Annotated in this window: 9 protein-coding genes and 1 pseudogene; 5 read left to right on the top strand and 5 right to left on the bottom strand. The window is 38.1% G+C overall.

The features are described 5' to 3' along the window. Positions 1-250: 250 nt before the first annotated feature. Genes narI through HR057_RS13070 form a run of 4 tightly spaced genes read right to left on the bottom strand, consistent with a single transcriptional unit; the run spans position 251 to position 6,759 of the window. On the bottom strand, positions 251-949 hold the full coding sequence (gene narI / locus HR057_RS13085; protein WP_173731896.1) for a respiratory nitrate reductase subunit gamma: 699 nt from the start codon (positions 947-949) through the stop codon (positions 251-253). Next, positions 946-1,638: a nitrate reductase molybdenum cofactor assembly chaperone gene (gene narJ, locus HR057_RS13080; RefSeq protein ID WP_173731892.1), complete on the bottom strand. Its 693-nt coding sequence runs from the start codon at positions 1,636-1,638 to the stop codon at positions 946-948. Before narJ ends, narI begins: the two co-directional genes overlap by 4 nt. Next, positions 1,623-3,089, bottom strand: coding sequence for a nitrate reductase subunit beta (gene narH, locus HR057_RS13075; protein ID WP_173731891.1), 1,467 nt, complete (start codon positions 3,087-3,089; stop codon positions 1,623-1,625). Before narH ends, narJ begins: the two co-directional genes overlap by 16 nt. Then, a complete protein-coding gene (locus HR057_RS13070; RefSeq protein ID WP_173731890.1) occupies positions 3,079-6,759 on the bottom strand; it encodes a nitrate reductase subunit alpha in 3,681 nt (1,226 codons plus the stop codon). Before HR057_RS13070 ends, narH begins: the two co-directional genes overlap by 11 nt. Positions 6,760-7,102: 343 nt before the next feature. On the opposite strand from HR057_RS13070, the gene HR057_RS13065 reads away from it, so the two are divergent. Then, a complete protein-coding gene (locus HR057_RS13065; RefSeq protein WP_173731889.1) occupies positions 7,103-8,644 on the top strand; it encodes a nitrate/nitrite transporter in 1,542 nt (513 codons plus the stop codon). Between the two features lie 69 nt (positions 8,645-8,713). On the opposite strand, the gene HR057_RS13060 is transcribed toward HR057_RS13065, so the two are convergent. Then, positions 8,714-9,304, bottom strand: a complete 591-nt coding sequence (locus tag HR057_RS13060) for a guanylate kinase (RefSeq protein WP_173731888.1) — start codon at positions 9,302-9,304, stop codon at positions 8,714-8,716. Positions 9,305-9,565: 261 nt separating this feature from the next. Between HR057_RS13060 and HR057_RS13055 the strand changes: the two genes are divergently transcribed. The 4 genes and pseudogenes from HR057_RS13055 to HR057_RS13040 all read left to right on the top strand — a co-directional run bounded on the left by HR057_RS13055 (position 9,566) and on the right by HR057_RS13040 (position 13,623). Further along, the gene (locus HR057_RS13055) at positions 9,566-10,366 is read left to right on the top strand and encodes a hypothetical protein (RefSeq protein ID WP_173731887.1); all 801 of its coding nucleotides are present in this window, start codon (positions 9,566-9,568) and stop codon (positions 10,364-10,366) included. Between the two features lie 131 nt (positions 10,367-10,497). Beyond that, positions 10,498-11,061: an S-Ena type endospore appendage gene (locus HR057_RS13050; protein WP_173731886.1), complete on the top strand. Its 564-nt coding sequence runs from the start codon at positions 10,498-10,500 to the stop codon at positions 11,059-11,061. 115 nt (positions 11,062-11,176) lie between these two features. Then, positions 11,177-13,003 (top strand): annotated as a pseudogene (locus tag HR057_RS13045) (exosporium glycoprotein BclB-related protein); the annotation flags it as partial. A gap of 194 nt (positions 13,004-13,197) precedes the next feature. Next, positions 13,198-13,623, top strand: coding sequence for an S-Ena type endospore appendage (locus HR057_RS13040; RefSeq protein WP_173731884.1), 426 nt, complete (start codon positions 13,198-13,200; stop codon positions 13,621-13,623). Positions 13,624-13,701 lie beyond the last annotated feature (78 nt).

The raw sequence follows: 13,701 nt of genomic DNA, 5'->3' as shown, positions 1-13,701 counted from the left end.
CTTATCTTTTCACTCCTTAAGTGGTTTAAGTAATCTTTTATGATTATTTGAAAATAGAGCAAAGATTATGCATCGTTCAATAATAAAAGAAGAGAACGGGGATCACATAAGGATTAGTGTGGATTAAAAAATAGTTAAAAAAAAACAACAAAGTATGATGCATTTTATTAGAACTTCAGAAAAAAAGGAAAGAGGAGAAATTTTTATTTTCACCACTTTCCTTTTTTAAACGATTAAAAAATGAGGAAGATTAAAATTTTTGTAAACTATGCTGTTTTGGTTCGCGTTTGCGGTAAATGACATAGCTTCGTGATAAATAGCGGAGCGGCGCACTAAAGACATGAACTAGACGCGTAAATGGCCATGCTGCAAATATGCCGTAAACAGCTATGATATGAATTTTAAACCAAATTGGCACATTTGCCATGAGGCTCGGGTCAGCATTAAATGTTAAAATACCCCTTAACCACGGTCCGATTGTAGTTCTATAATCAAAACCATGAGAATCAATATTTAATAGGGTAGATGATAGACCAGATAAAATAACTATTATTAAGAAAAATAGAGAAACCCAGTCGCCTTTTGTGCTTGTAGCAAAAATGCGGCGCACTGTCATGCGACGGTAGGTGAGCATTAAAATTCCGATTGCAGCCATAAATCCAGCCGGAATACCACCAACTAGCGCAATTGTATGGTATTGATGCTCATTAATGCCAAGAGCTTCGTAAAATTCAATAGGAATTAAAAGCCCCATTACATGGCCACCGAAAACAAAGAGAATTCCCCAATGGAAGAGGTTGCTGCCAATCAAAAGTATCTTTTTTTCTAGTAATTGGCTTGACTTTGTTGTCCATCCGAACTGATCGTAGTGATATCGGTAAATATGTCCGCCGATGAAAATGGTTAGCACAATATAGGGAAGGACAACCCATAAAAATTGCTCCATTATGCTTCACTCCTTTGTAAAGGTTTCGTGACCCCTGCATTTTCGAGCGCCAACCATACTGCCTTTAAAATATGCCCATATAGGTTCTGTTCAGGATCTAAATGGTCTATAATTTCTTTTATGTTTGATAAATAACGTTCGAAAAGAGGTTTCATCACTTCTTCACTAACTTGACTAGCAAACTCAAGCATGACAGGTAAATAGTCAGGTAATTCTTTTTCAGTCATTTCAAAGCCATGAAATTGGTAGTAGTTTTTTAAGAATAAAAGCTCCAAGCCTCGTTCGCGTTGTTCACCATTTGACATATACGTAACATATAAGTTTGTTTTTTTACCAAAATCGAATGTTTGAATGAAAATATGAATTAGTTCATTTAATCCGATTTTTTTTGCTTTTTTGCAAAATTGTGCAAGTTCATTTTTTATATTAACTGGGGCAGTTAAAGATAGAAGCTCTTCTTCTATATCAATGATCGAATCCAAAAATTGTTGACTTGGATAACTGAGTAAATAAGAACAAAGTCGAAAAGTAAATTCATTATTTCTGTCGCTCATGCTATCACCACTTTTTCTTTTAAATGATAAATGGGCGATTGTATCCTCATCAGCTATTTTGCTTTTGAGGATACAATTCAAAGAAATGCTGTATACGCCCAGTACTGTTATTTCATCTTTTTTTATAAAGTTCCGCAAGCACCAGGTCCACCTGCAAAGGCTAATCCGCAGCTGCCTTGCTCGTCGTAAAGGTCTGCTACATATTCACGATGGGAAGCAGGGATTACGAATCGGTCTTCATATTTGGCGATTGCGAGCAAACGATACATGTCTTTAATATCTTGTTCTGTTAATCCCAATTCCTTAATGAGAGCAAGGTTTGGTTGTTTATTTGTTTGTACGCTTCTCATATACGTTCTCATTGCAGCCATCTTTTTCAACACATTACGGATATGGGATGTATCACCTGCTGTTAAAAGATTTGCTAAGTATTCAATCGGTATTCTCATTTGGTCGATCGCAGGGAAGATGTCTTCTGCATTTGATGTGCTGCCAACGCCTTCAAACATATTCATAATTGGGCTTAGCGGAGGAATGTACCAAACCATTGGCAATGTCCGGTATTCAGGATGAAGCGGCAATGCAATTTTCCAATCAATGATCATTTTATAAATTGGAGATTTTTGTGCAGCTTCAATGAATTCCATTGGAATTCCTTCCGCTTTTGCTTGTTTAATGACTTCAGGATCATTTGGGTCTAAAAATATTTTTAATTGAGAATGGTAAAGATCTTTTTCATCAGCCAATGCAGCTTGTTCAACTTTGTCGGCGTCATACAACATTACACCTAGATAACGAATACGCCCAACACAAGTTTCCGAACAGATCGTTGGCAAACCTGCTTCTATTCTTGGGAAGCATAATGTGCACTTTTCAGCTTTGTTTGTTTGCCAATTGAAATAAACTTTCTTGTATGGACAAGATGATACACAATGTCTCCATGCACGACACGCATTTTGGTCAACAAGAACGATGCCATCTTCATCCCGCTTATACATAGCTCCTGATGGACAAGCACTGACACAAGCAGGATTGATACAATGTTCGCAAATCCTTGGGAGATACATCATGAATACCTCTTCAAACTCCGTGCGGATTTTTTGTTCCATTTTTTCAACGTTCGGATCACGAAGGCCAGTTACATGAGCACCAGCAAGGTCGTCTTCCCAGTTTGGACCCCATAAAATTTCCATATATTCTCCAGTTAGCGATGATTTTGGGCGTGCGACTGGTTGTGTTTTTCTTTCAGGGCTATTTGTTAATGTTTCATAATCGTAAGTCCATGGTTCATAGTAGTCTTCAATTTCCGGAAGGTTTGGATTGGCAAATAAATTGAGCAATCGATTCGCTTTTGAACCAGATTTTAATTGAAGCTTGCCGTTTTTTACTTCCCAGCCTCCACGATAATGATCTTGGTCTTCCCAACGTTTTGGATAACCGATGCCAGGCTTTGTTTCAACGTTGTTGAAGTACATGTATTCAGCACCTGGACGGTTTGTCCAGGTGTTTTTGCAAGTAACGCTGCATGTATGACAGCCAATACATTTATCAAGATTCATGACCATTCCAATTTGTGCTTTAATCTTCAAGCCAATCTACCTCCTTCAGTTTGCGGATGACAACATTCAAATCACGTTGATTTCCAGTTGGTCCATAATAGTTAAAGCCGTAGCTTAACTGCCCATAACCGCCGATCATATGAGTAGGTTTTACATGAATGCGGGTTGGACTATTATGTGTACCTCCGCGATTGCTTGTTAATTTTGAACCTGGTACGTTAATATGGCGATCTTGTGCATGGTGCATAAAAGCCATTCCCCTAGGAAGACGATGTGAAACAACCGCTCTTGCAACTACAACACCGTTACGGTTGAAGCATTCGATCCAGTCGTTGTCTTTAATGCCAACTTCTGCAGCGTCATCTTTATTCATCCATACCGTAGGTCCCCCGCGGAAAAGCGTTAACATCGGCTGAGAATCAAAATACATACTGTGTATAGACCACTTATTATGTGGTGTTAAGTAATTCAAAATAATTTCTTTTCCTTCTACTTCCGGACGATTTTTTCTAAAAGGTTTAGGTTGCAAAATAGGCTTAAATGTAGCCATCGCTTCCCCGAATTCGTGCATCATTTCATGGTCAACGTAAAACGATTGACGACCTGTAACTGTTCTCCAAGGAATTAGCCGTTCCACATTCGTCGTAAACGGTGAATAACGTCTGCCCCCTTTTTCTGAACCACTGAATGCAGGGGAGGTAATGACTGTCTTAGGCTGTGCCGTAATTTGTTCAAAAGTGAAACATTCTTCTTCACGTTCACTAGCCAAGTCTACCAATTCAAGATCTGTTTTCTTTTCTAAAGCTTCCCATGCCTTAACAGCCATTCTTCCATTTGAAGTAGAAGATAAAGCTAATATCGCTTCACAAGCACTTTTTGCTGAGGTAATACTTGGACATCCATCAGCAGGACCACCGTTTACAGTGCCAAGCACTTTTTTCAACTTTTCGTACTCTTCAGCTGCAGACCAAGTGATGCCTTTAATGCCATATGGAGCATTTTTAATGTTTGGTCCTAAAGCTGTCATTTTATCGTAAATCAGTTTGTAATCTCTTTCGATTACATGAATTTGTGGCATCGTTTTACCTGGGATTGGCTCGCATTCTCCTTTGCTCCAATCTTTAATGACCCCAAGTGGCTGCGCCAATTCTTGCGGGGTATCATGGAGAAGAGGAGTTGCCACAACTTCTTTTTGGGATTCAAGGTTTAATTCACTAGCAAGTTCTGAAACAGCTTTCGCTAATGATTTAAAAATTTCCCAGTCTGAACGAGCTTCCCAAGGTGTTGAAATGGCTGGGTTAAACGGATGGATAAATGGATGCATATCAGTACTGTTTAAATCGTGTTTCTCATACCAAGTTGCTGCTGGAAGGATGACATCTGAATAAAGTGCTGTGCCAGCCATACGGAAATCTAAATTTATTAACAAATCCAATTTTCCTTCAGGAGCTTGATCGCGCCATTTGACTTCTTCAGGTCTTAAGCTATCTGAATCATCATTCAATAACCCGTTTGTTGTTCCTAACAAATGTTTTAAGAAATATTCATGCCCTTTCCCAGAACTTGAAATTAAGTTTGCGCGCCATACGAATAGGTTTCTAGGGAAGTTGACTGGATTATCAGGATCTTCAATTGCAAATTGCAACTTTCGTTCTTTTAACTTTTTAGCTACATATTTGCCAACTTCATCAGGTGTCTTGGCACCTGCTTTTTCGGCCTCCTTATATAAATCAATGCCGTTTTGATTAAACGTGGGATAAGAAGGAAGCCATCCAAGTCTTGCTGCCATCACATTGTAATCAGCATAATGGTCATAGCGAGCTTTCTTGTATATTGGTGAAACATGGTCGCTAACTGGCTGTTCTTCATAGCGCCATTGATCGGTTGCAAAATAGAAGAAAGAAGTTCCGTTTTGCAATTTTGCTGGTCCTGTCCAATCCTTGGCTGTAGCAATCGTTTGCCAACCTTCTGCTGGTCTCAATTTTTCTTGACCAACATAATGAGCCCATCCGCCTCCATTCACTCCTTGTGCACCAACAAGAAGGACAAGGTTTAAGACAGCGCGGTAAATCGTATCGGAATTAAACCAATGGTTGATGCCGGCACCAACGATAATCATTGAACGTCCATTTGTATCAAGCGCATTTTGAGCAAATTCACGAGCTATTTTTATAACAAGATCACGTTTTACACCGGTAATCTTTTCTTGCCATGCTGGTGTAAATGGAATTTCATCATCAAAAGATTTTGCTGTTTGATCACCAAACCCACGATCGATGCCGTAATTTGCAAGAGTTAAGTCATATACAGTTGTTGTGTAAAACTCTTTTCCATTTACTTCAAATTTTTTTATTGGAACGTTGCGATAAAGAATTTCGTTGCCTTGATGAGAGAAATAAGGCAATTTCACTGTTGCAATTTTTTCCTCAATACCACGGAAGGAAAGTCTTGGTTCAATTTTTTCTCCTGTTTCTTCATCAAGCATTTTTAAATTCCATTTCGCTTTATCTTCCCAACGGGCACCCATTGTTCCGTGAGGTATGACGAGTTTTCCATTTTGGTCGTTGAAAAGAACTGGTTTAAATTCTCCATTACCTACCTCTTTACCAAGGTCAGCGGCATTTAAGAAGCGGTCAGGTAGGAAGTGGTCACCATCTTTTTTTAATGTGACAACAAAAGGAAAATCAGTATATTGTTTTGCATACTTGATGAAATAATCATGTTGATTGTCAACATAAAATTCTTTTAAAATGACATGCCCCATTGCCATTGCCAAAGCTCCGTCAGTCCCTTGCTTTACCTTTAGCCAATCATCAGCGAATTTAGTAGATTCTGCATAGTCAGGGCTAACGGATACGACCTTTGTTCCCCGATATCGAACCTCTGCTAGAAAGTGAGCATCAGGTGTTCTTGTTTGTGGCACGTTTGAACCCCATGTCATAATATAACCGGAATTATACCAGTCACTGCTTTCCGGTACGTCAGTTTGGTCACCCCAAATTTGCGGTGATGCTGGTGGGAGGTCAGCGTACCAATCATAGAAGCTTAGCATTGGGCCGCCTATTAAAGACATAAAACGAGAACCGGCAGCATGGCTGACCATTGACATCGCTGGAATAGGAGAAAAACCTACATTTCTATCAGGTCCATATTTAATCACTGTATAAAGGATAGAAGTTGCGACAAGTTTAAGAACTTCATCCCATTCAGCGCGGACTAATCCGCCTTTTCCGCGTGCTTTTTTATAAGCTCTAGCTTTTTCAGGGTTTTCAACGATGCTTTTCCATGCATCAAGCGGATTTTTATATTCTTTCAGCGCTTCACGCCACATGTTTAATAAGACGCCACGGATATATGGGTATTTCACGCGAAGCGGACTGTAAATATACCAAGAAAAACTTGCTCCACGAGGGCATCCACGGGGTTCGAAATCAGGCATATCAGGTCCAGTGGATGGATAGTCGAGTTGTTGTCCTTCCCATGTTACGATTCCATTTTTTACATAAATATTCCAACTGCATGACCCTGTACAGTTTACACCGTGTGTTGATCGGACAACTTTATCGTGTTGCCAACGGTTTCGATAAGCTTGTTCCCATTCACGGTTTTCATAGGTTGTTTGGCTATGGTTATTGGATTGTTTCTCTATGGGAGTTAAATATTTCAAGCGATTTAATAAAGGGGAACGCTTTTTTTTCATAATGAAATCTCTCCTCACATCAATTTTTCTTAACAATTAAATGGGAAGTTCTGCTTTCAAACGTAAACGAATAATGAATTACTCATTGACAATGAAACAATAATGGCAAATTTTCAACAGTGAGGTTGTTCACACTCTCGATATTTGTCATAAATTAGACACAATTAATACAAAAAGCACATGTAAATAAGGCGTAAAATTATGTGTTTTTGACAAAATTGTGAACACAATAAAATGTGTGAGAGAGTTCACATCTTTAGAAAGAAGCTTTTTTTACGATGTTTATAAAATTTGAAATTAATGTATACAATGGGCAAAGACAAGAATTTAGGGGAAAGGATGAATGCAAGTGAACGTAAAAACGTTTCAGTTGCCATTACAAACGTTAAGTTTAATAGTGGGGTTTATGGTGTGGGTAATTATATCTGCACTAATTCCTTTTATTAAAGAGGATATTCATTTAACTTCAAGTCAAATTGCTATTGTAACGGCGATACCAGTTGTATTGGGGTCTTTGTTAAGGATTCCGATCGGTTATTGGACTAGTCGCTTTGGTGCTAGATATTTGTTTACTATAAGTTTTATTGTTTTATTGTTCCCAGTCTTTTATATAAGCATTGCAAATTCTTTTATAGATTTGCTCATTGGGGGGCTGTTTATAGGAATTAGTGGTGCGCTTTTTTCAATTGGCGTAACTTCTCTTCCAAAATATTTTCCAAAGGAACGGCATGGTTTTATCAATGGTATTTATGCAGTCGGTAATATCGGAACAGCTGTTACGACGTTTACTGCACCAATTGCTGCAAGTTATTTAGGTTGGCAAATGGCTGTCAAGCTGTACTTAATTTTAATGATTTTTATTGCAATCATTAATTTTTTATTTGGAGATAAAAATGAACCGAAAGCTATCACACCTTTAAAAGAACAAATTTTAGCAGTTTATAAAAATGAAAAATTATGGTTTATCAGCTTATTTTATTTTTTAACATTTGGTGTGTTCGTGACATTTACAATTTATTTACCTAATTTTTTAGTCGACTATTATGGTTTGGATAAAGTAGATGCAGGACTAAGAACAGCGGGATTTATAGCATTAGCCACATTCATACGTCCGCTTGGCGGGTGGCTTGCTGATAAGTTTAATTCTTTTAAAATATTAATGGCTGTATTTACCGCATTAACTTTATCTGGAATTTTGCTTGCTTTTAATCCGACCTTGCTTTACTACACTATTGGTTGTTTGACAATTTCATTTTTTGCAGGGATCGGAAATGGGGTCATCTTTAAATTGGTTCCATTGTATTTTTCAAAACAAGCAGGGATTGTGAACGGCCTTGTTTCAGCAATGGGGGGTTTAGGAGGCTTTTTTCCACCGCTATTATTATCCTTCCTATTTAACGTCACTGGCCATTATGCAATTGGGTATATGGCTTTATCCCAAGTTGCAATGGCTTCGTTAATTATCGTCATTTGGATGTTTTATCAAGATAAATTAAGCATTGCTCATGAAATTATTAACTATACACCACAAGGAATTTTTGTGACAGATTTAAAAGGAAATATTGAAAAAGTAAATCCGGCTTTTACAGAAGTAACTGGTTATGCGCCTGAAGAAGTTCTTGGAAGAAACCCAAGAATATTTAAGTCAGGAAAGCATAGTTCGGAGTTTTATGAAAAATTATGGCAATCTGTCATCGAAAAAGGGTATTGGAAAGGGCAAATTTGGAATCGAAAGAAAAATGGAAAGTTATATTTAGTATGGGTCACAATCAATGCTATTAAAAATAATGGCGGTGAAGTAAAAAATTATGTAGCGATGTTTAGCGAAATTCAAGAAGCATTGGAAAAAACGAGGGAAATAAAAAATGATTCATTTTATTTTTAAAAGGAGTTTATTAAAAACATTTCCTAAACGAAAAGACACTAGGAGTGATCCAGTGTCTTTTTATTGTTTTTAATAATCAGTTTCGATTAAGTTTCTTTCTAAGTATTTTTCAATTACTTCACTTACTTGGAAAGATACTTGTGGAGAATCGAAGTTTTCAAATACGTGTTCACATTCGTTTTTATAGCTCATGATTTCATCGTAATGGGCTAAATGGCGGGCAATGTCCTCTTCAGAATCTTGTCTTTCCCGTTGTCTAGCAATTACTGTTTCGCGGTCTGCATAGATAAACAAGCGAATTACCTTATCTCCATACATCTTTTTTAACTTTTCTGTTCCTTCTGGATTTAACGTTAAATAAATTAAGTTATGTTTTTCGAAGGCTTTTACTACATCTATTTCACGAATACCATAATGATATCCATCGATTTCAACACTTTCAAGAAAATCACCGTTTTTCTCCATTTCAAGAAATTTTTCTTCGCTAATGAAATGGTAGTCAACACCATCAGTTTCATAATGTCTAGGCTTTCTTGTTGTATAAGAAATAACAGTCTCCATATCAAAAACAGTGGAAACCATTTTGGCAATCGTTTTCCTTCCTGAACCATCTGGTCCAGTATAAATAAATATTCTTTCTTTTTCTTTTACATGGTACATAAAAGCCCTCCTTCTAAATTTTATCTTATAATTTAGAAATCCCCATCAACGGAAAAATAATACTTAATAAATTATTATGAGGTTAAATATTCCATAAATGCATTATAGCATAAAAAAATAAAAGTCTCAATTTTCAGAGTAGTAATATTTTTTTAATATAGAAAAATTGCATTTTTATAAAATTTTATTCATTGTATCAGTTTGTCCAAACATTAATTTGCCAATTGAATAAGATAATAAAAAAGGGGGGTGAAAAAGGGCATGTATATGGTAGGTTTCTATTCGCCAAAAGCAAAATCTGGTGTAACCGAAATGTCACTATCAATTTATCAATGGCTAAAAAAAAATACATTTTTAAAAGTAGCGTTTATTTCTTATGGGGTTTTGGAAAAAGAAGAAATTTCAAATGATTTCATACATGGGTTTTCCAACCTGTCATTAATTGAACAAAAAAGAAAAGTAAAACAACTGAAGAAAGAATTTGATATCATTATTTACGATGCATCCAGCCAGCTATCTGAAGGGGTTCTGAAACTATTGCCAATAGTTGATCGGCTATTTATTGTTGGGGATGAAAACCGAGATTTTGCCGTAAAGTTACATGAAATTATTCAGTTTGATAAATTATTTGATAACAGTGTAAAAAATTTTATTGCCCACCTGCAAGGCAATAAAACATTTATTTTAAGAGAAAATATGGATCAACGAGTAATCGGTTTTACAAATTCCAAAAAAGAGACCGATGATATTGGACAAATGATTTACACCGATTACGTCACTTTCTATATTGAAAGAAAACTTATAGAAAAAAATAAAAAAGTTTTTAATAAAATTAAAAAAATTCCTAGAGATGAATTGTATATAGGTTTATATGAACTTGGCATAGACTTTGAAAAAGCTCTTTTATTTCATCAATATATTACACTTCGTGTTGCCCTTGGCCAACCATATGATGAAGCGTTGACAAACATGTTTCCCTTCCTCATTAATTATTCCTTCGAAGAACTTCTTGAAAAATTCCAAAATGAATTATTTTTTATTACTAAGCTTCAAAAATATTAATGACTGTTCCTTCTTTGATAAAGTTGCAGATTTTTTGTTCAATTTTGTAAACGTCATAGATATTAACCTATTTATTAAGAAGTAATTTTTGTTAAAAAAATGAGCCTTTTTTTTAAAAGAGTCGTTTCAATTTGCAGCTTGTTTCAATACAAATACTAATGAACTACAAAATAAACAAAAAGGGGGACAAAGTTATTGAAAATAACCTTTTTGTAAGGAACAGTTGCGATTTTTCATTAGAACAAATTCAACAAAAAGAATATCGGGCAATTCATAGTAATGTAAAAAAAAGTTTTATGAAAGATCGCATCTGTTGTGAATGGATTGTTCCGAAAGGGGAAATCCAAACGGTCTTTCAAACGGCAGGTTTTAAGGAAATTTATGCTGCAGGATGTATTAGCTATGATTGTGGAAAAAAACCATTTATAATTGTCAAGTTTTTCATAAATCACTGTCAAGTTGGTGATGAAATAAAGGTTTTTAAAGATAGTTCCGTAGCTTTTAATTTTACTAAATTTAATAAAATCATGATTTCTAGTCCTGAAAACTCCATTTCTGACTATAGTTGCAAATGTGAAAATGATTTTCAAAGTGATTACAAAGGCAAAATGTGCATTCAAACACGATTTTTAAGTGTGTTTTCGGATCCAGAAGAGTTGATGATTGAAAAAAATAAAAAAAGTGAGGTGTGGTAAATTGGGATGCAGAAGATGCAATAATCCTTATTGTAGATGTGGATGTATAGAAGATACATGTATATGTGATTTTACTTATATGGTAAGACGAAAAAAAGATAAAAATTGTGATGTTGGACCACAAGGAAGCCAAGGACCACAAGGGCCACAAGGTGTGCAAGGTCCACAAGGCGCTCAAGGTCCACAAGGTCCGCAAGGCCCACAAGGAAGCCAAGGCCCACAAGGGGCTCAAGGCCCACAAGGCCCACAAGGCCCGCAAGGAACTCAAGGCCCACAAGGTGCACAAGGCCCGCAAGGTGCGGAAGGTCCAGGGCCACAAGGTGTGCAAGGTCCACAAGGCGCTCAAGGTCCACAAGGAGATCAAGGTCCACAAGGAGATCAAGGTCCAGTAGGCGACCAAGGTCCACAAGGAGATCAAGGCCCACAAGGCGCTCAAGGTCCGCAAGGTAACCAAGGTCCGCAAGGTGCACAAGGCCCGCAAGGTCCACAAGGAAGCCAAGGTCCACAAGGTCCGCAAGGCAACCAAGGTCCGCAAGGTGCACAAGGCCCACAAGGTCCACAAGGCACAGGTGATCAAGGTCCACAAGGAGATCAAGGTCCACAAGGAGATCAAGGTCCACAAGGCGCTCAAGGTCCACAAGGCACAGGCGACCAAGGCCCACAAGGCGACCAAGGCCCACAAGGGGATCAAGGACCGCAAGGGGATCAAGGACCGCAAGGGGATCAAGGTCCACAAGGGGAAACAGGAGCCCAAGGGGATCAAGGTCCGCAAGGCGATCAAGGTCCAGTAGGCGACCAAGGACCGCAAGGGGATCAAGGTCCACAAGGGGAAACAGGAGCCCAAGGGGATCAAGGTCCACAAGGGGATCAAGGTCCAGTAGGCGACCAAGGACCGCAAGGGGATCAAGGTCCACAAGGGGAAACAGGAGCCCAAGGGGATCAAGGTCCAGTAGGCGACCAAGGCCCACAAGGCGACCAAGGCCCACAAGGGGAAACAGGAGCCCAAGGGGACCAAGGTCCGCAAGGCGATCAAGGTCCAGTAGGCGACCAAGGACCGCAAGGGGATCAAGGTCCACAAGGGGAAACAGGAGCCCAAGGCGACCAGGGTCCGCAAGGGGATCAAGGCCCAGAAGGTGACCAAGGACCGCAAGGGGATCAAGGTCCACAAGGGGTAACAGGAGCTCAAGGCGACCAAGGCCCACAAGGCGATCAAGGACCGCAAGGGGATCAAGGTCCACAAGGGGTAACAGGAGCTCAAGGCGACCAAGGCCCACAAGGCGATCAAGGACCGCAAGGGGATCAAGGTCCACAAGGGGAAACAGGAGCCCAAGGCGACCAAGGCCCACAAGGCGATCAAGGACCGCAAGGGGATCAAGGTCCACAAGGGGAAACAGGAGCCCAAGGCGACCAAGGTCCACAAGGGGACCAAGGCCCAGCAGTTGGAGCAGTCGTTCCGTTTGCATCAGGTACTCCTGTAGAACTTGTAACGGTATTAGGAGGTGTTGCAAACACTGGTTCAGTAGTTGGATTTGGTAGTAACTTTGTCGGAGTTGATGTTGTAGGTGCAACGATCAATCTCGGTGTCGGTTCACTTTTAGATTTTGCATTTGTAGTTCCAAGAGATGGAACAATTACTTCCATCGCTGCATTCTTTAGCGCAACTGCTGCTGTTAACTTGATAGGACCAATAGCTATTCAAGTACAATTGTACGTTTCAGCACCAACAAGTAATACATTTGCTCCATTAGGTACTCCAGTAACTTTATCTCCAACTCTTGGTCCAGTTATTTCTATCGGAGATGTTGCAACAGCTTTAGAAGCGGTAAATATACCAGTTACTGCAGGTCAAAAAATTCTTTTAGTATTCTTGTCAGATACTTTAGGATTAAGCTTAGCATCTCTCGTACTAGGTTTTGCAAGTGCTGGTATTACAATCGAATAACATTTCAATAAATGATCGAGAATGAATTTCTTACAAAAATCGCAAAAGGTATAGAATTTAATTCTATACCTTTTGCAAAATTAATATCTAACTATCTTGTTAAAGAAAACATTTCCTATTTTAATATTCAACCAAATCAACTTCATCAAAAACGATTTTTAAATAAAAATATTAGGTTAAAGGTGGTGGAAACAATGAGTAAAAAATGTAAAAAAGATTGTAAATGTGAAAAATGTATAAAAATAAAAGAAGAAAAAGTTATCGAGTGTAAAATGGATAAAAAATTTTTGAAGGATTGCATTTGTGCTGAATGGAGTGTACCTATTGGTCAAACACAAACAGTCTTTCAAACGGAAGGATTAAAGAAAATATTTGCCAGTGGATTTGTTAGCTTTGACAATGGACAAGTGCCTTTTATTACTGTAACTTTCTTTCTCGATAACAACCAAGTTGGGGATCCTATTAGAGTATTTAATAATAGCAGCGTAGTTTTTACCTATACTAAATTTAATAGAATTACAGTATCTTGTCCAAATGTAGATAGTGACGATCCTGATTTACATGAATGCGAAGGAGAAATTTGTATTACATCTCGTTATCCTGCTAAAGCTAAAAACTAAAAAGCTTGTTTAAAATAGCATCTCGAATTGAATTGGACAACTTTATCAAATTGTTAATATAAGGATAATTAACTATCG

Source organism: Calidifontibacillus erzurumensis (assembly GCF_013303125.1).
Lineage (GTDB): Bacteria > Bacillota > Bacilli > Bacillales > Bacillaceae_J > Calidifontibacillus > Calidifontibacillus erzurumensis.
The sequence above is the reverse complement of the archived record's forward strand: the minus strand, read 5'-3'. Positions and strand labels throughout refer to the sequence as shown.